The organism is Pseudophaeobacter sp. (genome assembly GCF_039971195.1).
GTDB lineage: Bacteria > Pseudomonadota > Alphaproteobacteria > Rhodobacterales > Rhodobacteraceae > Pseudophaeobacter.
Genome location: NZ_JBDWPJ010000042.1, coordinates 1 through 18,348 on the forward strand (window position 1 = coordinate 1; position 18,348 = coordinate 18,348).

Genomic DNA, 18,348 nt, shown 5'->3' on the forward strand with positions numbered 1-18,348 from the left:
GCTGTTCATTGGGCGGTGGGGGGAGGTTGGCGAGGTCTGCAAGCAGCGATGGTGTGGGGGCAGCTGTTTTTTTTGTGCGGGGACGGCGATGTCTGGGAGTAGGATCCAGTGTGGTGGTAACAGCGGGGCTTTCAGGCGCCACGATGGAGATGACATCTTCGGCATTGCGCACCAGCACCGCGCCGTCGCGGATCAGCGCGTTGCAGCCAAAGGCGCGGGCGTCAAAGGGATGACCAGGCACCGCCAGCACCTCGCGCCCTAGATCCAGCGCATCGCGGGCGGTGATCAGACTGCCAGAGCGCCCGGCAGCCTCAACCACGATGACAGCCTGGGCCAGTCCGGCAATGATGCGATTGCGTTTGGGGAAATGGCGCGCCTGCGGCGCCTGGCCCATGGGCTGTTCGGACAGGATCAGACCCCTGGCGGCGATACCCTCTGCTAGTGCGGCGTTTTGTGGTGGGTAGATCACATCACATCCCCCCGCCAGCACGGCGATGGTGCCAGTGTTCAGCGCGGCGAGATGGGCGGCAGTGTCGACTCCACGGGCGAGGCCAGACACCACGCTAAAACCCGCGGCACCTAGGTCGCGGGCCAGGCTGCGCGCCATGCGGGTGCCAAGCGAAGAAGCATTGCGCGCCCCGACAATGGCAATCAATGGCCGGGTGAGCTGTTGCAAATCCCCGATAGCCCACAAGAGAGGCGGGGCAGAACTGAGCTGCGCCAAAGAGCTGGAATAGAGGAGGTCATCAAAGCACAAAAGCCGCGCTTTGGCGGCTTTTGCGGCATTTAGTTCTGCGGTGACCGCGCTTGAAGGGTACATTTTATACCCTGTTACTCCGGCGGCGCGTGCCATTTTTGGCAACGCATCCAGCGCGTTCTGCGCTGATCCATGCTCTGCTAGGAGGCGGTGATATCTCACTGGGCCAACCTGCCGAGAGCGCAAAAGACGAAGCTTAGAAAACCAAGAATCTTCCGTGGTGGGTGGGAGTGGGGGGTGAGTGGAAGAATATGCTTCCTCGGCCATCCGTTGCTCCGCCTATTTGCAGTTAAAGGAATACCCCTGAAACGGTTAACAGGGGGTGAATAAACAAAAATTATCCGGTTTTTTTCGATAAACGGATAGGATCTGGTCACCACCTCACAGGAAATCGCCACAGCGCCCTGCAAAACAAGGCGAAAAGCGTGAGTCGTTTCTGGTATTTTGGCTGGATTCCAGACTGGGCGCGCGCAAAATGTCCGATAAAAACGCGACCACGGGGGCCGCGTTCCGGAAAATAGCTCTTTCAGGCGACCTTTTTAAGGTAAATTTTGGGGCCTGTTTTGTTGACGAAGCTTTAGGTGGCAGAGCCGCCAACGGTGAGCCCGTCCATCAAAACGCTGGGCTGGCCAACCCCCACAGGCACCCATTGCCCGGCCTTGCCACAGTTGCCCATGCCGGGGTCCAGCTCCATGTCATTGCCCAGGGCGCGGATCTGTTTCAGCGCGGTGGCCCCATCCCCAATCAAAGTGGCGCCTTTGACCGGGGCGCCGACCTTGCCGTTCTCAACCCGGTAGGCCTCGGTGCAAGAGAAGACAAATTTGCCATTGGTGATGTCGACCTGACCGCCGCCAAAGCCAACAGCCCAGATGCCATCCTTGATATCGGCCACCAGATCGCCGGGATCGCTGTCGCCGCCTAGCATATAGGTATTGGTCATGCGCGGCATGGGCGCATGGGCATAGCTTTGACGGCGGCCATTGCCGGTGGGTTCCACCCCCATGAGGCGGGCATTCTGGCGATCCTGCATAAAGCCAACAAGAATACCGTCTTCGATCAGGGTAGTCTTTTGCGAGGGTGTGCCCTCGTCATCGACGGTGATTGAGCCGCGCCGGTCTGCAATGGTGCCATCGTCCAGCACGGTCACGCCGGGGGCGGCAATGCGCTGGCCCATCAGCCCGGCAAAGGCAGAGCTGCCCTTGCGGTTGAAGTCACCTTCCAGCCCGTGGCCAATGGCCTCGTGCAGCAGAATGCCGGGCCAACCGGGGCCAAGCACCACTTCCATCGGGCCCGCAGGGGCGGGGACCGCTTCGAGGTTGACCAGGGCGATGCGCAGGGCTTCTTTGACCTTGGCACTCCAGGCGGCAGGATCAATCAACCCGTCCAACCCAACGCGACCACCGCCGCCCGCAGATCCGCTTTCGCGGCGGCCATCCTGTTCGACAATCACCGAAACATTGAGCCGGGTCATCGGCCTTGTGTCGCGCACCCGCACCCCATCGGCGCGCAGAATTTCAATTTCCTGCAAGGAGGCGGCAATCGAGGCCGAGACCTGCACCACGCGCGGATCCAGATCACGTGCAAAGGCGTCAATCTCGCGCAGGGTTTCGACTTTGACCGGAAAGGGCAGATCACCAATCGGATCCGCATCAGTATAGAGTTTGGTGTTGGTGGCTTGTGGCGCATCCGCATAGGTGCCGCCGCCCTCACCAACAGCCATCCGGGCCGTCTGCGCGGCACGTTTCAGGGCCGGGATCGAGACCTCGGTGGAATGGGCATACCCGGCCACATCGCCGTTCACCGCCCTTAGCCCAAAGCCCTCGGCGGCGTCATAGCTGGCACTGCGCAACCGGCCATCATCAAAACTTAAGGCTTCGGACTTGTGACGTTCGGCAAAGATCTCACCATCCTCGGCCCCGGCAAGGGTTTCGCGCAGCAGGGGCAGGGCCTCATCCGCTGGTAGCAGGGTTTCAAAGGGTCGAAAGGCTGAGTTTTCCATGTCACGGACCTCGAGTTTTTTTGATCTAAATCAAGAAAGCGACGCTTTGACGCTCGCCTGCCTCTTTATCTGTACGTCTGAATATGATTTTAAGCAGCGTCAAAGACAACGGGTTCAAGCGCGATTTGTGGAATCAACGTTCCGCGACGTGTATTGGACTGTAGGAACAACACGATCAATAACGATCAGGACATGATATGAAGAATGCTTTGAAGCTTTCGGGCCTTTTTGCTGGCCTTTCCAGTCTTCCAGCCGCCGCGCAAGAAGGATTGGAAACCATTGGTAAGCCGGTTGACGGCGGCCTGAACTTCCAGCCGGCGGCGACCGAACTGGCCGAAGGCATCCATAAACTCGATTGGATGATCCTCATCATCATTACCGTGGTTTGTGTTTTTGTTGCTGGTTTGATGGCCTATGCTATCGTGCGGTTCCGCCGCAGCCGCAATCCAAACCCTGCCGCCTTTACCCACCATACCCCGATCGAGATCGCCTGGACCCTGATCCCAATCCTGATCCTGGTCTTCATTGGTTCCTTCTCGCTGCCCGAATTGTTCCGCCAGCAGGAAATTCCTGAAGGCGACGTCACCATCAAGGTGACTGGCTACCAGTGGTACTGGGGTTATGAATACGTCGATCATGGCTTTGCCTTTGACAGTTACATGATCGGCAATCCGTCCACAGTTGATGAAAATACCCGTGCCGCCGATGCCGAGGTAACGCCCTATGTTCTGGATGAGGCGATGCGTGCCAAACTCGTGGATGCGGGCTTCAACGAAGACGAGTTCCTTCTCGCGACGGATACTTCGGTTGTGGTGCCTGTCGGCAAGACCATTGTGATGCAGGTGACCGCCGCTGACGTGATCCACTCCTGGGCGATGCCGGCCTTCGGCGTCAAGCAGGATGGCGTTCCCGGTCGTTTGGCCGAGCTGTGGTTCAAGGCTGAAAAAGAAGGCATCTATTTTGGTCAGTGTTCTGAACTCTGCGGCAAGGACCACTCTTATATGCCGATCACCGTCAAAGTGGTCAGCCAGGAAGCCTATGACGCATGGTTGAAAGGCGCGATCGACGAATACGCCGGTCTGCCCCAGTCCTATCAGGTTGCCTCGAACTGAGGTCACTCCTGCACAACCCCTCGTCTTGGTGCTTGAGGGAGCACCGAGGCGCGGTTTGAAACCAAGGTGATGCGCAGAACCCTGCGCATTTCTGGTCGACAAAAGGGTCAATGATGAGCGACGCAAGCATCAACGCCAGCAGCACAGCACATGAGGCCGTGCGCGAGGATGAGGCAGGTTTTGGCGATTACTTCGCCCTGCTGAAGCCCCGTGTCATGTCTTTGGTGGTTTTTACCGCCTTTGTCGGGCTGATGGCCGCCCCTGTGGGCGTGCATCCGGTGATCGGCTTTTGTGCCGTCTTGTTCATTGCCATTGGTGGCGGTGCCTCGGGGGCGCTGAACATGTGGTGGGACGCCGATATCGACCAGGTGATGAAACGCACCAAATCGCGCCCAATTCCAGCCGGTAAAGTCGAAGCTGGCGAAGCGCTGAGCTTGGGGCTTGCGCTGTCGGGCCTGTCGGTGATCATGCTGGCGCTGGCGACCAATGTCTTTGCCGGGGCCTTCCTGGGCTTCACCATCTTCTTTTATGTGGTGGTCTACACCATGTGGCTGAAACGGGCGACGCCGCAGAACATCGTAATCGGTGGCGCAGCTGGAGCCTTTCCACCGGTGATCGGCTGGATCGCGGCCACCGGCAGCATGTCGGTAGAGCCCTGGCTGATGTTTGCCCTGACCTTCATGTGGACGCCACCGCATTTTTGGGCGCTGGCCCTGTTCATGCGCTCGGATTACGATGATGCGGGCGTGCCAATGCTGACCGTGACCCATGGCCGCCGTGCCACCCGAGTTCACATCCTTGTCTATACCATCCTGCTCGCCATTCTGGCGGTTGGCACCTCTTTCTCTGGCATCGGCGGGCCGGTCTATCTGGCCGTGGCCGTGGTGATGAATGCCCTGTTCTTGCTGGGCGCCTGGAAGATCTTTCGCCGCGATGAAGACGACTCGGAAGAGGATGATTTCAAAGCCGAGCGCAGTTTCTTCAAACTGTCGCTGCTCTATCTCTTCTTGCACTTTGGCGCGATTCTAGCCGAAGCATCGCTGAAACCCTATGGGCTGGGAGGCTGGTAATATGGCTTTAAAAAAAGAACACGACCTGCACAAACGCCGCTTTGGCCGCAATATGGGCGTTGGCCTGTTGCTGGGCAGCTTTGTGGTGCTGGTGCTGGCCCTGACCATGGTCAAGGTGACCTCGAACGGGTTCCAGTTCCCGCAGACACAGGGCACGCAGGACTGATGGCGATGCAGGGCCCACAGAAAACGGTTGTCCAGCTGGTGGCTGTCGTCATCACCATGGGCGCGCTGTCCTGGGCCTCGGTGCCGTTTTATGACTGGTTCTGCCGGGTCACCGGGTTTGGCGGCGTCACCGGCGTGGCCACAGCCGGATCCGATACAGTTCTGGACCAAACCATCAAGGTGCGGTTTGATGCCTCTAAGGCGCGTGATTTTGCATGGGAGTTCAAACCCGTGCAGCGCGAAATGGAGATCAAGATCGGCGATACCGGTCTGGCCTTCTATGAGGCCTACAACCCGACGGACCGGCCTGTTGCAGGCCAGGCCTCTTACAATGTGACGCCCTATGCCGCAGGCGCGTTCTTTGAAAAAATCGACTGCTTCTGCTTTACCGAGCAGGTGCTGCAACCAGGGGAGCGGGTGGAAATGCCCGTGACCTTCTTTGTCGACCCGGAAATTGTTACCGACCGGGACGGAAAATTCGTGCATACGATAACGCTTTCGTACACGTTTTATGAAATCGATCTGCCCGAGGGCTATGCCGCCCTTGATACCGGGGAAAACACCGGGGCAGATCTTACTACGAACCAGGCCGATGGGTGAGGGACACTTAAATGGCGCACGCTAAAAATCACGATTTTCACATTCTGCCTCCGTCGATGCTGCCTTTTGCGGCTGCCCTCGGTGGTTTCATCATGCTCTTCGGTGCGGTTATCTGGATGAAGGGCGAAGCCACGTTCTTTTTCGGGAACCTCACACTTTCCGGATCTTGGACTTTCTGGATCGGCCTGGCTGCCGTTCTTTATGTCGCCTTTGACTGGTGGTCTCAGATGGTAGGCGAGGCGCGCCAGGGCGATCACGCACCTGTTGTGCGCATCGGGCTGCGCTACGGTTTCATCCTTTTTGTGATGTCCGAAGTGATGTTCTTCTTTGCCTGGTTCTGGTCCTTCTTCAAACACGCGATGTACCCGATGGAAGAGTACATCGGCTCTGAATATGTTAAGCCAGAGATCTACGCAGTGGACCCGTTCCACCTGCCTCTGATCAACACGCTGGTTCTGCTGCTGTCGGGCTGTGCCGTGACCTGGGCTCACCATGCACTGGTGCATGACAACGACCGCAAGTCGCTGATCCAGGGCCTGTCCATCGGCATCGTGCTCGGCATCTTCTTCACCTTCCTGCAGGGCTACGAATACGCGCACCTGCTGCACGAAGGCTGGCAGTTTGGCGGCGATGAGTTCTACTCGAACTTCTTCATGGCCACTGGCTTCCACGGCTTCCACGTTCTCTTGGGCACCATCTTCCTCATCGTTTGCCTGATCCGGGCGATCAAAGGGGACTTTACCCCCGAGCAGCACGTCGGTTTTGAGGCCGCAGCCTGGTACTGGCACTTCGTTGACGTTGTCTGGCTCTTCTTGTTCTTCGCAGTCTACCTCTGGGGCACCTCCGGCCTGTAAGACCGGAATGTACCGGGTACATCTTTGTGGTTTTCAAAATCGCATTGAAACCGTATCTACCACAGCGCGCGAGGTCTCCTCGCGCGCTGTTTGTATTTGAGGATGCCATGCGGCGACTGTTCTTCTTTCTGGTGATTGGCGGGCTTGGACTGGCGAGTTTGCTGGCCCTTGGTATCTGGCAGATGCAGCGTCTGGCCTGGAAGAATGATCTTGTGCAAACCATCGAGACCCGGATTGCAGCAGCCCCTGTTGCGGTTCCGCAAACCCCGACAGAGGGTAAAGACCGCTACCGTGCCGTGACCACCAAAGGGGCGCTTGGCACCCAGGATTTGCATGTCTTTTGGGTCACTAAGGAGGCCGAGGCTGGCTATCGGGTGATCTCTGCCCTGGAAACCGAGGGTGGGCGCCGCCTGCTGCTGGATCGGGGCTTTGTTCCGGCTGCGGACAAAAATGCCCCCCGCGAGGCAGGCGCTATTTCAGTGACGGGCAATCTTTTGTGGCCGGATGAGGGCGACTGGACCACGCCTGCGCCCGAAGTCGATGCCAATATCCTCTATGCCCGCGATGTCACCTATATGGCCTCCCGGCTGGAGACAGAGCCCGTTCTCATTGTTGCTCGCAGCATCTCGCCTGATACAGCTGTGACACCACAGCCGGTGACAACTACGGGCATTCCGAACAACCACTTGCAATATGCGATCACCTGGTTTTCGCTGGCCTTTATCTGGGCCGCGATGACCGCCTCTTTTTTGTGGCGTTCCCGCGCCAAATCCGAAAGCTGAAGCGATGAAATATATCTCCACCCGGGGCCAGGCGCCCGAGCTGACATTTGAAGAGGCGATGCTGACAGGTCTCGCACGGGATGGCGGGCTCTATGTGCCGGCTGAAATCCCGCAGCTAAGCCGGGAGGAGATCGCGGCGCTGTCGGGGCTTTCCTACGAGGAAACCGCCTTTCAGGTGATGAAGCCGTTTATTGGCGATTGTTTCTCGGACGAAGAATTCCGCGGCATCATCTCCCGCGCCTATGCGGGCTTTGGCCATGCGGCGCGGGCACCGCTGAAACAGCTTGCCCCTAATCATTTCCTGCTGGAGCTTTTCCACGGCCCTACCCTGGCCTTCAAGGACTTCGCCATGCAGCTCATTGGTCAGTTGTTTCAAGTGGCTTTGGAGCGGCGCAATGACCGCGTGACCATTGCGGGGGCCACCTCGGGCGATACCGGCTCTGCGGCGATGGAGGCCTTTCGCGGTCTCAGCAATGTCGATGTGTTTATTCTGTATCCGCACGGGCGTGTCTCTGAGGTGCAGCGCCGCCAGATGACCACCCCTGCGGATAAGAACGTGCATGCGCTGGCACTGGATGGCGATTTTGACGACTGTCAGGCCCACGTCAAAGACATGTTCAACGACTTTGACTTCCGCGATGGCGTCAAACTGGCCGGGGTGAACTCGATCAATATCGCGCGGGTGCTGGCACAGGTGGTCTATTACTTCTCTTCCGCTGTCAGCCTGGGCGCGCCTGGGCGCGAGGTGAGCTTTACCGTTCCCACTGGTAACTTTGGCGATATCTTTGCTGGCTACATTGCCAAACAGATGGGCCTGCCGATCAAGGATCTGGTGGTTGCCACCAACCAGAACGACATCCTGCACCGCTGCCTGGAAGGCAAAGGCTATCACAAGGGCGATACCGTGCCCTCGATCTCGCCTTCAATGGACATTCAGGTCTCGTCCAATTTTGAACGGGCGCTCTATTTTGCCTATGGCAAAGACGCCGGTGCAGTAGCCCAGCTGATGGAAGAGTTGAAATCGGGCGGCTTTGAGGTCAGTCAGGGCGCCATGCAGGTCCTGTCTGAGACCTATAAATCTGGGCGCGCCTCAGAGGAGGAAACCCTGGCAACCATTGCATCCGAGGTTGCGGCTTCAGGTGAATTGCTGTGCCCCCATGGCGCGGTTGCGGTCAAGGTCGCGGCAGAGCAGCGCGAGGCAGATGTGCCGATGATTACCCTGGCGACTGCACATCCGGCCAAGTTCCCGGCAGCTGTCGAAAAAGCCTCTGGCCAGTATCCGGACTTGCCGACCCGTATGGCGGATCTGTATGACCGCGATGAACGCCTTACCCAGATCGGCAATGATTTGGCGACAATCGAAGACCACATCAGAAAGAACATCGCATAATGAGATCTATTCAGTGAGCGTCCAACAGCATCAGCTGACCAATGGCTTTCGTATCGTGACCGAGGCGATGCCTGGGCTGCAATCGGCTTCGATTGGCATCTGGGTTACCGCAGGCGGGCGCAACGAGCGGCTCGAACAGAATGGCATTGCACATTTCCTCGAGCATATGGCCTTCAAAGGCACCAAGCGACGCTCGGCCCTGCAGATTGCTGAGGCGGTTGAGGATGTGGGCGGCTATATCAATGCCTATACCTCACGCGAGGTGACGGCCTATTATGCGCGGGTGCTGCAGGATGATGTGCCGTTGGCGCTGGATGTGCTGGCGGATATCCTGCGTAACCCGGTGTTTGACCCGCGCGAGATCGAGGTCGAACGCGGCGTGATCCTGCAAGAGATCGGCCAGGCGCTGGATACGCCCGATGATGTGATCTTTGATTGGCTGCAGGAGGAGAGCTACCACAACCAGCCGCTGGGGCGCACCATTCTGGGCCTAGCGGAACGGGTCAGCGCCTTCAATCGCGATGACCTGACGCAGTTCGTTTCGGAACACTATGGCCCCGGCCAGATGATCCTGTCCGCGGCTGGCGCGGTGGATCACGCAGAGCTGGTCAAACTGGCTGAAGATCTGTTTGGCGATATGAAGCCACGCCCGGCGCTGGTGATGGAACCTGCCAAATTCACCGGCGGTGAGGCGCGCCATGCCAAGGATCTGGAACAGGCGCATTTTGCCCTGTCCTTTGAAAGCCCTGGCTACCGCGATGACGCGATCTATACGGCGCAGATCTATGCGGCTGTTATGGGCGGCGGCATGTCGAGCCGCCTGTTCCAGGAGGTGCGGGAAAAACGCGGGCTGTGCTATACCATCTTTGCCCAGGCTGGGGCGCATGCGGATACGGGCAGCACCACGATCTATGCCGGCACCTCTGGCGATCAGGTCGAAGAACTGGCCCATATCACTGTGGACGAGATGAAGCGGGCCGCCGCAGATATGTCGGATGCAGAGGTCGAGCGCGCCAGGGCGCAGATGAAGGCTGGCATGCTGATGGGGTTGGAAAGTCCCACCAACCGGGCTGAACGTCTGGCGCGTCTGGTGCAGATCTGGGACCGGGTCCCCCCGCTTGAGGAAACGGTGAAGCTGATAAATGCGGTCACCACCGAGGATGTGCGCGCATTGGCAGAACAGCTTGCTGTAAAGGCCCCTGCTGCCATGGCGCTTTATGGGCCTGTTGATGCTGCCCCAAGCCTGACCTCTTTGCAGGAGCGCCGTGTCGCCTGATGTTGCTCGGCCGCCGTAAACTCCGACTTGAGACCGAGCGGTTGACCCTGCGCCCGCCGGTGCATTCGGATTTTCAGCCCTGGGCGGCGCTGCGGCTGCAAAGCCGCGACTACCTGACCCCCTGGGAGCCGGCCTGGGCGCCGGATCACCTGAGCCGCAAGAGCTTTACCAACCGGGTCTACTGGGCGCAGCGCTCGGTTTCCTCCGGGACGGCCTTGCCGCTGTTTCTAATCCGGCGCGAAGATCAGGTGATTGTCGGGGCCATTACCCTGGACAATATCCGCCGCGGACCTGCCATGGCGGGGACTTTGGGCTATTGGACCGGCCAGCCTTTTGGCCGCCAGGGCTATATGCGCGAAGCTATTGGCGCAGTGGTGCACTATGCCTATGGCAAGCTGGACCTGAGCCGCATCGAGGCCGCCTGCCTGCCGGAGAATGCCGCCTCGCGCGGGTTGCTGGAAAACACCGGCTTTAAATATGAGGGAGTCGCCCAGTCCTACCTGCAGATTGGCGGGCGCTGGCGGACCCATGTTTTATACGCCGCCCTGCGCCACGACCGGCGTGGCCGCACAGAGGCAGGCTAGCTTTTTTCCTTATAGAGCTCGTGTTTTGGTGGTCAATTCTGACCTGTCGGGATGGGAGCGCTCCCACGTTTGAGCATGAGGTGGGGATCTTGCGGCCCCCGACCTCACCGCCCAGACTGGGGCCCGGGGCCGTGCTATCGCGCGGCGCGGTTGTACTCCTTTGAGCCAAAGGGGAAGATGCCAAAGGTTTTGCCCGGAGGCCTATGATGCGAGAGGGGCTTGCCATTGGGCTTGGGATTGGGGATGCAGAGGCATGACCTATAGATCTGCTGATGCTGCCTTTGCCGCCACCCTGTCCGAAACCCTGCCGGAAGGTGTGCTCTGTCCTGTTGAGCCTAGATATCTGGAAGAGCCGCGCGGGCGCTATCTGGGGCAGGCGGGGCTGTTAGCCAAGCCCAGCGAGGTGGATCAGGTGGCTGAGCTGTTGCGCGCTGCCAATGCGGCGCGGGTACCTGTGGTGCCCTATGGTGGCGGCACCGGCCTGGTGGGCGGACAGGTCAAAACCGATGGCGCCGCGCCCTTGTTGATATCGCTGGAGCGGATGAACCGGATCAGAGCGGTTTATCCGCAAGAAAACGTACTTGTGGCCGAAGCTGGCGCCATTTTGGCGGATGTTCAACAAGCGGCCCGGGCGCAGGAGCGGCTATTTCCGCTGTCTCTGGCGGCAGAAGGCACCGCACGCATTGGCGGCAACCTGTCCACCAATGCAGGCGGGGTGAATGTGCTGCGCTACGGCAATGCGCGTGACCTCTGCCTGGGGCTGGAAGCGGTGCTGCCCAGCGGTGAGATCTGGCACGGGCTGACCCGGCTGCGCAAAGACAACACTGGCTATGATCTGCGCAATCTCCTGATAGGTGCAGAGGGAACTTTGGGGGTGATCACGGCGGCGGCGCTGAAACTGGCGCCAATTCCCGCGCAGCAGGGCGTGGCGCTTTTTGTTGTCCCCTCGCCCGAGGCTGCCATTGATCTGCTGGCCCTGGCGCGGGATCAGCTGGGGGAGGCCGTGAGCGCTTTTGAGCTGATGCATCGTCAGGGATTGGAGTTCCTTGCAGAGCACCTGCCGCAACTGCGCCAGCCCTTTGCCGCACCACCAGAGTGGTCGGTATTGATCGATCTGGGTCTTTCGTCCCGGCAGGAACCTGTGGCGGCCCTGTCGGACCTGTTTGAGGCAGCCCTTGAGGCGGGGCTGGCTGAGGATGGCGTGATTGCTCAGTCAGAGGCACAGGCCCAGGCGCTTTGGATGGTGCGGGAGCAGATCCCGGAGGCCAACCGCCAGGTCGGCTCCATCTCCAGCCATGACATTTCGGTGCCCATCTCGGCCATTCCGGAGTTCATCCGGCGCGGGGACGAGGAGATTGCCAAGCTGGGCGCAGGAGATATGCGGGTGAACTGTTTTGGCCACCTGGGAGATGGCAACCTGCACTACAATGTCTTTCCGGCCAGTGGCAAATCGCGCGGCGATTATGAGGGCTTTTCTGGGGCAGTGAAAACAGCGGTGCATGACCTGGTGCAGGAGTTTGAGGGCTCTTTCAGTGCAGAACATGGCGTTGGGCGGATGAAAGTGTCGGACTTGCAGCGTTACGGGGACCCGGTGAAACTCGCCGCCATGCAGGCGATCAAACAGGCGTTAGATCCCAAGGGGATCATGAACCCGGGCGCGGTCCTGCCTACCTCTGAGTGGCTCGATTAAAGGAAGGGGAGCGCTCCCGCGTAGCCTTCCCTCCTGAAAGGAGGGGCGGCTTTTGAAAACCGCCTGGAGAGCCATACTCCGCAGGGGTATGGCACCAGCGTAACCCATTGCGATTGATTAAGATAATGCCACTGAAGACAGGTCGATTATCGACGCGTGGCACACCGTGGCACACTGTGGCTCTTCGGAAAACAGGACCGAATCCGAGCCATTTGATCTCCGTTCAGCCAGTAAAGATTGCTCAAATAACCCCCGCAGTTTGGGAGCTTGGATCACGTCGAACCGACAACCTCAATCAGATTAACAAGTCCTGAGCCTTAAGGTTATTCGCCTTCAAAATCACAGAGCACATGGACATCCATATCCATGTTTTCCAGAACCCTGCGGCCGCCAAGATCCGGCAGGTCAACAATAAAGGCGCAGGAGATGATTTCGCCGCCCAGGCGCTCGATCAGTTTGATCCCAGCCGAAGCGGTGCCGCCAGTGGCCAGAAGGTCATCCACCACCAGGACTTTTTCACCGGGCTGAATTGCATCCTCGTGGATCTCGACAATGGCTTCACCATATTCCAGCTTGTAGTCTTGGCTGATGGTCCGGCCTGGCAGTTTGCCCTTTTTGCGGATTGGAACAAAGCCGACGCTCAGCTGATGGGCAATGGCACCGCCCATAATAAAGCCGCGCGCCTCCAGGCCGACCACCTTGTCAATCCGCTCACCCGCATAGGGGTGCAGCATCTGGTCGATGGCCATGCGAAAGCCACGTGGATCCGCAAACAGCGTGGTCACATCTCGGAACATGATGCCCTCGTGCGGGAAATCAACGATGGTGCGGATGTAGTCTTTGACAGAGGTCTTCTTGGGCATGGAAAGGCTTTCTTTTACGAGGTCGCATCTGACCCAGGCAGCAGGGCGGACAATCACTGCTGTGCCTTGGGCAACAGGGGTGTGACGCAAGCGGGGCGCGCATGCAAGGGGCAAGCGCAGTTTCAGGTCGGGGTTCCTCAGGTCGGGCGGCGCAACAGGGCGGTGGCCAGCCCCATGCCTATCAGCGCGGCCCCACCCGCGCGGGTCAGGTTGGCAATGGCCCTGGGGCGGGCAATCCAGAGCCGCAGGCGATCGGCCAAGAGGGCATAGGCCAGCGCATTCAGCGCGGCGAGGCCAACAAAGGTTGCGACCAAAATGGTGAACTGAGGTGCCAGAGCTTCACCGGGGCGAATGAACTGCGGCACAAAGGCGATAAAGAAGGCGATCGATTTGGGATTGAGCGCCGTTACCACCGCTGTATGACTGAATACGCTGCGCGCGGTGACTGCTTCGACCCGTGCCAGATGCTCCAGACCGCTGGCACCGGTAGCACTGCGCCACAGTTTCACACCCAGCCACAGCAGATAGGCGGCCCCAAGCCATTTTAGGGCGGTGAACAGCGTCGCGGAGGCCATGACCAATGCGCCAAGCCCGGCCAGAGACGCGGTCATGGCAATGAGATCCCCCATCGCCACACCAAGCGCCGAGGCGACCGCCACTTGCCGCCCCTTGGACAGGGCATAGCTCAGCACCAACAAAACCGTTGGACCGGGGATCAGCAGCAGCGCGCCAGAGGCGGCGGCGAAGGCAAGCCAGAGGGTGATATCCATTTGTGTCTCGCTATTGATGTATCAGCTTGCACAAAGCAAAGACAGGCGCCGGCCGATGGGTCAACGGAAAAACTCAGAACTCCACCGCATCAGCGCCTCTAGTGGGCCGCGCGTGGCGAAGAGGTTCCAGACCCAGGTGAGCATCATGCAGAGCGCGCAGAATCCAAGACTGTAGCCAAAGATCGCTTCGGTCGAGAGGGATCCATCCAATTGCCCCATGGCCTCCAGGGTGCCCATGCCCAGCAGGATATGGCCCATATAAAGGCTAAGTGCCATGCGTCCCGGTGCCGCCAGCCATTCAGCCAGGGCAAAGTGCTCCAAAAGCGGTGTGACACGCAGCATGATCCCTATGACTGCGGCGGCGCTGCCACTGGCGGCAAGGATATAGCAGGGTCCGGGCGGCAGCGAGGCGGTGCCAAAGACTTCGGCCAATTCCGGATCCTGCAACAGCTGTGCAGGCAGGCTGGCCAGCAGGGCCGCGCCAATCCCGCCAAGGATCAGCCGGTTCTGCATCCGTTGTTGCGCAAGATCCAGGCGGCCAATCCACATGCCGAAAAAGACAAAACTCACCCAGGGAAACACCGGGTGCCAGCCATTGAAGAAGGAATGCCGCAGAAACCCCTCAAGGGTCCAGAAATCCGCATAGGCAAAGGTTTCCCAGTCCCAATGGGCCTCATAGTCAAGCAGGAACAGCGACAAAAGACCAACCCCCACGGCGCCGATGCCCAGGGTCAGAAGGCGCCGAGGGGTGGAGTCTAGAAAAGGCAGGGCCAACACAAAGTAGAGCGCGTAGAAATGCAGGATGTCGGCTTCAAAAATCATCAGGTTCAACAGCCCAAGGGCAAACAGAAACACAGCGCGCGCAAGGAGAACCCGTTTAGGGGTATGCCCCATGGTAAGGCCGATCCCGGCCAGAATGACAAACAGCGCCGAGGCGCGTCCTTCCAGGGCATTGGTCAAGACTGAGGCCAGATCATTGCCTGCGGTGACCTGCGCCGCGATCCGAAAATTGACCAAAACCATGCCGCAAAAGGCAAGGAAGCGAGCGATGTCCAATCCATGAAGGCGCATAGAGGGCTTTCTGTACGAGGGCAGATAGGGCGCTACCTAAGAAGCGTGAGGGCGAAATTTAAGAGAAGAACAGCGCAGGGGCCTTCGGGTTGTTGCAAAAAACCCGCAATGATCAGCGGGGGGGTGAGCGAAGGATTCTTCCCGTGTGGAGCCAGTCAAAGAGAAGGGGTTGCGTAAAACTTCAGTAAAATATGGAGAAGAGGCCTGTTGGGTGGTCAGGAAATGGCTGATTTCGGGGCTGTGATGTTCGAAGTTTACTCAATTTATGGTATAGTTCCTTTTTGAAGATTTTGCATTGGAGGTTTTTCATGCGACGTTTTTTTATTCTTCTTGGCCTTTTTGCTTTGCCCCTTGGGCTCGGCTCTTCAATGAGCGGCCCGGTCTTTGCCAATTGCCCCAGCGGTTACTTTAGTTGCGGCAACAATCTATGCTGCCCCGCTCCAAGGAAGCCTTAGCAATGGCAGTTTTCAAACGCGGAGCGATTCTGCCGCTTGCCTGCGCAGCGGTGGGTGTTTTTGTTGGGTCCTTGGTCGGGCAATTGTTTTTAGACTCGGATGAGAACGACCTGATGGCTTTGGTTCCAGGGGTGCGGGCGACCAGCCTGTTCAAACCGGTATTGGGAAAGGCCTATGCCTTCAACCTGCAGGATGGGAAGTTTGAGCCCGCCTCCCTATGTGCCCTGTCCGTGCAGGACGAAGTCAAACAGCAGGCTATTCCCTATAACCTCCAGAATGAATGGGGGCTGAGTTACAACAAAACCATTGAGGCCTTGGGGGTGGAGAGTGAAACGCCGGTTTTGGGCAGCCTGTTGGTGCAGGATGTCCAGAAACAATGGGTGTTTCAGCGCCAAACCTGGACGGAATCTCCAGCCATGGCCTTTGAAGAAAGATGTGAGCAACGCATAAGGGCAAAGACAGCGGACCCAAATTTTCAGGTCTTTCTTGTCGAGGCGATTCTTTTGGAGAAAGACGCCGCCGACGGCACTAACCTGGTTCAGGTGTCAAGCCAGCCGGTGGTCTTTGGCTGTGAAGGAGAGTGTCCCGAGAATGCAACGACCTCATGGGTCAAACACATTCACAGAGTCTGGCCGTCGCGCTTGAAAGTGGAGTGGCAAATGGTGCAGGAGAATTAGGCGATAATTCCAAGACCCGGCTCTGCCGCGCTAACGAGTTAAGAATTTTCGCTAAGGGTGGTGATTTCAATTGGAGACTAGGCCAGGCGCCCGCCTTTTTTGGATTGGCGGGCGCTGTTATCGTATCAGGCCAAAACGCGGCCCGCTACGGCGTCCAGCTTTGCCAAAAGGGCGGGGTCGCGTTTTTCCGGGGCGGTCATCACCGCGTATTCCAAGGCGCGGTCGCAGCCATGGGGGCAGGGCGCGCGTGTGCTGCCCAAAAGGGCAGGTAGGCGTCGAACCAGCGCGCGGCCATTGCTGGAATTGCCCTGCAATGTGGCCAGGATATCGCTGATATCCACTGCCCCATGTTCCGGGTGCCAGCTGTCGTAATCGGTGACCATGGCGATGGAGGCGTAGCAGAGCTCTGCCTCGCGGGCGAGTTTGGCCTCTGGCATATTGGTCATGCCGATAACATCGCAGCCCCAGCTTTCGCGGTAGACTTTGGATTCGGCGATAGAGGAAAACTGCGGCCCCTCCATGCAGAGGTAGGTGCCACCCCGGTGCACAGTGATCCCGGCAGCTTTGGCCGCCTGTTCCGCCGCATCCGAGAGCCGGGCGCAGGTGGGGTGGGCAACGCTGACATGGGCCACGCAGCCGGTGCCAAAAAAGCTCTTTTCGCGGGCAAAGGTCCGGTCAATAAACTGATCAACAATGACAAAATCCCCTGGCGCCATTTCCTCTCGAAACGACCCACAGGCGGAGACGGAAAACACATCCGTCACCCCGAGCCGTTTCAGCGCGTCGATATTGGCGCGGTAGGGGACTTCGGTGGGGGAATGCACATGACCACGCCCGTGCCGAGGCAGGAAGGCCATTTTGACGCCGTCCAGTGCCCCGGTGAGAATCTGATCCGAGGCGGCGCCCCAGGGGGTGTCCACCGTGACCCATTTGGCCCCTTCCAACCCGTCGATCTCATAAATACCCGAGCCGCCTATGACGGCGATCATGGTGTCCTGTGTCATGCGCTCTACTCCTGTTCTTCACTGCTCTTGCTATGGTTTTGCCCGTCCGCCAGGGGTTTGACAACTGCCGAGGCTGGGGCGGAAAAAGTTTTAGGGCCTCCGGCGGGAATATTTTTGGAAAGGTGATATCGGCAGTGCATCTAGTGAGGCTTGGTCTTGGGGAGTTGCAGTGCCTGGTCCATCATCTTGCGAAAGCTGGGGCATTGGGAGTGATGCGGCGCTGGGCATTGCGCCACATGGCGCAGCGCCCGCGACAAAAGGGTGAGCTCGCGGATGCGTTGGTCGACTTCATCGGCGCGGGTGGTCAGGCGGTTGCGGTCCAGGGTGAACTCAGGTGCCTTTGCCTGGACCGGACCAAAAATGCTGGCGATTTCTTTTAGGGTGAACCCGGCGTGTTGGCCCAGGGCGATCAGCGCCAGGCGGTCCAAAACAGATCCGTCATATTGTCGGCGCAGCCCCTTGCGGCTGTCGGCGGCGATCAGGCCGAGCTCTTCATAATAGCGCAGGGCCGAGGCTTTGACACCAGCGCGCTGCGCGACCTCGGAAATATCCAAAGATTTCATCTTGACCTCAAGTCGGCTTGAATTGGCATATCTCATCCTCATTGAGTTCATCCGTCAAGAAAAGGAATGTGAGATGAGCGGGTTTTATCTGGATTTGGCCTGGGCTGTTGCAGTGGGCTGCATTGCCACCGGGTTTATGGATCTCGGTGCTTTGGGGCGCAGATGGCTGTTTGGCAGCCGCAGCCTGGACTGGGCGCTTGTTGGCCGTTGGCTGGGACATCTGGGGCGCGGGCAGTTGGTTCTGGCCAGGCCGGGAGAAGCCGCGCCGATAAGGGGTGAGCGGCTTTTGGGCTGGGGCTTTCACTATGGGGTCGGCATTGCCTTAGCGGGGCTGTTGCGGAGTGTCCTAGGGGCACAGGCCATCGAGGCGCCACAGGCTCTGCCGATTATCAGCTTCGGCCTGGTGACGGTGCTACTGCCAATGCTGACCCTGCAGCCGGGTCTGGGGCTCGGGCTGGCGGCGCGCCTGGCCCCAGCACCCTGGGCCGCGCGCCGGGCCAGTTTGCTGACACATTTCACCTTTGGTCTTGGGCTCTATTTGGGGGCAGTTGGTCTGGCTGTTGCCCTGTCGTGACGCATTTGGCGCAGCGCCAGCGGGGGCGATGCGTCAAAAAGGGCTCTGCCCTTGTGCCATTGGCGAAATTCCGCTAGGGGCGGGCTGCGAAC

Annotated in this window: 19 protein-coding genes and 1 pseudogene; 12 read left to right on the top strand and 8 right to left on the bottom strand. The window is 59.0% G+C overall.

Annotation, left to right across the window (positions count from 1 at the left end; all coding sequences use genetic code 11):
* On the bottom strand, positions 1–1,024 hold a 1,024-nt coding region (gene dprA / locus ABJP42_RS03450; protein WP_348338492.1), incomplete at its 3' end, for a DNA-processing protein DprA.
* A 310-nt stretch (positions 1,025–1,334) separates the two neighbouring features.
* Positions 1,335–2,756, bottom strand: a complete 1,422-nt coding sequence (gene tldD / locus ABJP42_RS03455; RefSeq protein ID WP_348338493.1) for a metalloprotease TldD — start codon at positions 2,754–2,756, stop codon at positions 1,335–1,337.
* Between the two features lie 197 nt (positions 2,757–2,953).
* Here tldD and coxB point away from each other — a divergent pair, with 197 nt between their 5' ends.
* From coxB to ABJP42_RS03505, 10 genes are all read left to right on the top strand, one after another.
* Positions 2,954–3,868, top strand: a complete 915-nt coding sequence (coxB, locus tag ABJP42_RS03460) for a cytochrome c oxidase subunit II (protein WP_348338494.1) — start codon at positions 2,954–2,956, stop codon at positions 3,866–3,868.
* Positions 3,869–3,981: 113 nt separating this feature from the next.
* A complete protein-coding gene (gene cyoE, locus ABJP42_RS03465) occupies positions 3,982–4,938 on the top strand; it encodes a heme o synthase (protein WP_348338495.1) in 957 nt (318 codons plus the stop codon).
* Position 4,939: 1 nt separating this feature from the next.
* Positions 4,940–5,104: a cytochrome c oxidase system small membrane protein gene (locus ABJP42_RS03470; protein ID WP_348338496.1), complete on the top strand. Its 165-nt coding sequence runs from the start codon at positions 4,940–4,942 to the stop codon at positions 5,102–5,104.
* Positions 5,104–5,703: a cytochrome c oxidase assembly protein gene (locus tag ABJP42_RS03475; protein WP_348338497.1), complete on the top strand. Its 600-nt coding sequence runs from the start codon at positions 5,104–5,106 to the stop codon at positions 5,701–5,703. The genes ABJP42_RS03470 and ABJP42_RS03475 overlap by 1 nt, the downstream gene beginning before the upstream one ends.
* An 11-nt stretch (positions 5,704–5,714) precedes the next feature.
* Complete coding sequence (locus ABJP42_RS03480) at positions 5,715–6,557, top strand: cytochrome c oxidase subunit 3 (RefSeq protein ID WP_348338498.1); 843 nt, start codon at positions 5,715–5,717, stop codon at positions 6,555–6,557.
* A 107-nt stretch (positions 6,558–6,664) separates the two neighbouring features.
* Positions 6,665–7,339: an SURF1 family protein gene (locus tag ABJP42_RS03485; RefSeq protein WP_348338499.1), complete on the top strand. Its 675-nt coding sequence runs from the start codon at positions 6,665–6,667 to the stop codon at positions 7,337–7,339.
* A gap of 4 nt (positions 7,340–7,343) precedes the next feature.
* Entirely contained in the window at positions 7,344–8,729 is a 1,386-nt protein-coding gene (gene thrC / locus ABJP42_RS03490; RefSeq protein WP_348338500.1) for a threonine synthase, read from the top strand.
* Positions 8,730–8,742: 13 nt separating this feature from the next.
* The gene (locus tag ABJP42_RS03495; RefSeq protein WP_348338501.1) at positions 8,743–10,005 is read left to right on the top strand and encodes a M16 family metallopeptidase; all 1,263 of its coding nucleotides are present in this window, start codon (positions 8,743–8,745) and stop codon (positions 10,003–10,005) included.
* Positions 10,005–10,589 (top strand): GNAT family N-acetyltransferase, encoded by a 585-nt coding sequence (locus ABJP42_RS03500; protein ID WP_348338502.1) that lies wholly within the window; start codon positions 10,005–10,007, stop codon positions 10,587–10,589. The genes ABJP42_RS03495 and ABJP42_RS03500 overlap by 1 nt, the downstream gene beginning before the upstream one ends.
* A 253-nt stretch (positions 10,590–10,842) precedes the next feature.
* Complete coding sequence (locus tag ABJP42_RS03505; protein WP_348338503.1) at positions 10,843–12,279, top strand: FAD-binding oxidoreductase; 1,437 nt, start codon at positions 10,843–10,845, stop codon at positions 12,277–12,279.
* A 70-nt stretch (positions 12,280–12,349) separates the two neighbouring features.
* On the opposite strand, the pseudogene ABJP42_RS03510 reads toward ABJP42_RS03505, so the two are convergent.
* The 4 genes and pseudogenes from ABJP42_RS03510 to ABJP42_RS03525 all read right to left on the bottom strand — a co-directional run.
* Positions 12,350–12,524 (bottom strand): annotated as a pseudogene (locus tag ABJP42_RS03510) (transposase); the annotation flags it as partial.
* A 78-nt stretch (positions 12,525–12,602) separates the two neighbouring features.
* On the bottom strand, positions 12,603–13,142 hold the full coding sequence (locus ABJP42_RS03515) for an adenine phosphoribosyltransferase (RefSeq protein ID WP_348338504.1): 540 nt from the start codon (positions 13,140–13,142) through the stop codon (positions 12,603–12,605).
* Positions 13,143–13,279: 137 nt separating this feature from the next.
* Positions 13,280–13,912, bottom strand: a complete 633-nt coding sequence (locus ABJP42_RS03520; RefSeq protein WP_348338505.1) for a LysE family translocator — start codon at positions 13,910–13,912, stop codon at positions 13,280–13,282.
* A 60-nt stretch (positions 13,913–13,972) separates the two neighbouring features.
* On the bottom strand, positions 13,973–14,983 hold the full coding sequence (locus tag ABJP42_RS03525) for a DUF418 domain-containing protein (protein WP_348338506.1): 1,011 nt from the start codon (positions 14,981–14,983) through the stop codon (positions 13,973–13,975).
* Between the two features lie 457 nt (positions 14,984–15,440).
* Between ABJP42_RS03525 and ABJP42_RS03530 the strand changes: the two genes are divergently transcribed.
* Complete coding sequence (locus ABJP42_RS03530) at positions 15,441–16,115, top strand: hypothetical protein (protein ID WP_348338507.1); 675 nt, start codon at positions 15,441–15,443, stop codon at positions 16,113–16,115.
* Between the two features lie 125 nt (positions 16,116–16,240).
* Here the strand turns inward: ABJP42_RS03530 and ABJP42_RS03535 are convergent, their stop codons facing one another.
* Positions 16,241–17,119: an S-methyl-5'-thioadenosine phosphorylase gene (locus ABJP42_RS03535; protein WP_348338508.1), complete on the bottom strand. Its 879-nt coding sequence runs from the start codon at positions 17,117–17,119 to the stop codon at positions 16,241–16,243.
* Positions 17,120–17,259: 140 nt separating this feature from the next.
* Positions 17,260–17,682: a helix-turn-helix domain-containing protein gene (locus ABJP42_RS03540; protein ID WP_348338509.1), complete on the bottom strand. Its 423-nt coding sequence runs from the start codon at positions 17,680–17,682 to the stop codon at positions 17,260–17,262.
* 73 nt (positions 17,683–17,755) lie between these two features.
* Between ABJP42_RS03540 and ABJP42_RS03545 the strand changes: the two genes are divergently transcribed.
* Complete coding sequence (locus ABJP42_RS03545; protein ID WP_348338510.1) at positions 17,756–18,256, top strand: DUF2938 family protein; 501 nt, start codon at positions 17,756–17,758, stop codon at positions 18,254–18,256.
* The last annotated feature ends 92 nt before the right edge of the window (positions 18,257–18,348 follow it).

Bases quoted from the DNA above. Each gene is read 5' to 3' on its own strand.
- ABJP42_RS03480 (WP_348338498.1), top strand. From the start codon at position 5,715: ATGGCGCACGCTAAAAATCACGATTTTCACATTCTGCCTCCGTCGATG.
- ABJP42_RS03545 (WP_348338510.1), top strand. From the start codon at position 17,756: ATGAGCGGGTTTTATCTGGATTTGGCCTGGGCTGTTGCAGTGGGCTGC.
- ABJP42_RS03475 (WP_348338497.1), top strand. From the start codon at position 5,104: ATGGCGATGCAGGGCCCACAGAAAACGGTTGTCCAGCTGGTGGCTGTC.
- thrC (WP_348338500.1), top strand. From the start codon at position 7,344: ATGAAATATATCTCCACCCGGGGCCAGGCGCCCGAGCTGACATTTGAA.
- ABJP42_RS03500 (WP_348338502.1), top strand. From the start codon at position 10,005: ATGTTGCTCGGCCGCCGTAAACTCCGACTTGAGACCGAGCGGTTGACC.
- ABJP42_RS03515 (WP_348338504.1), bottom strand. From the start codon at position 13,142: ATGCCCAAGAAGACCTCTGTCAAAGACTACATCCGCACCATCGTTGAT.
- ABJP42_RS03505 (WP_348338503.1), top strand. From the start codon at position 10,843: ATGACCTATAGATCTGCTGATGCTGCCTTTGCCGCCACCCTGTCCGAA.
- coxB (WP_348338494.1), top strand. From the start codon at position 2,954: ATGAAGAATGCTTTGAAGCTTTCGGGCCTTTTTGCTGGCCTTTCCAGT.
- ABJP42_RS03520 (WP_348338505.1), bottom strand. From the start codon at position 13,912: ATGGATATCACCCTCTGGCTTGCCTTCGCCGCCGCCTCTGGCGCGCTG.
- ABJP42_RS03540 (WP_348338509.1), bottom strand. From the start codon at position 17,682: ATGAAATCTTTGGATATTTCCGAGGTCGCGCAGCGCGCTGGTGTCAAA.
- ABJP42_RS03535 (WP_348338508.1), bottom strand. From the start codon at position 17,119: ATGACACAGGACACCATGATCGCCGTCATAGGCGGCTCGGGTATTTAT.
- tldD (WP_348338493.1), bottom strand. From the start codon at position 2,756: ATGGAAAACTCAGCCTTTCGACCCTTTGAAACCCTGCTACCAGCGGAT.
- cyoE (WP_348338495.1), top strand. From the start codon at position 3,982: ATGAGCGACGCAAGCATCAACGCCAGCAGCACAGCACATGAGGCCGTG.
- ABJP42_RS03525 (WP_348338506.1), bottom strand. From the start codon at position 14,983: ATGCGCCTTCATGGATTGGACATCGCTCGCTTCCTTGCCTTTTGCGGC.
- ABJP42_RS03530 (WP_348338507.1), top strand. From the start codon at position 15,441: ATGGCAGTTTTCAAACGCGGAGCGATTCTGCCGCTTGCCTGCGCAGCG.
- ABJP42_RS03485 (WP_348338499.1), top strand. From the start codon at position 6,665: ATGCGGCGACTGTTCTTCTTTCTGGTGATTGGCGGGCTTGGACTGGCG.
- ABJP42_RS03470 (WP_348338496.1), top strand. From the start codon at position 4,940: ATGGCTTTAAAAAAAGAACACGACCTGCACAAACGCCGCTTTGGCCGC.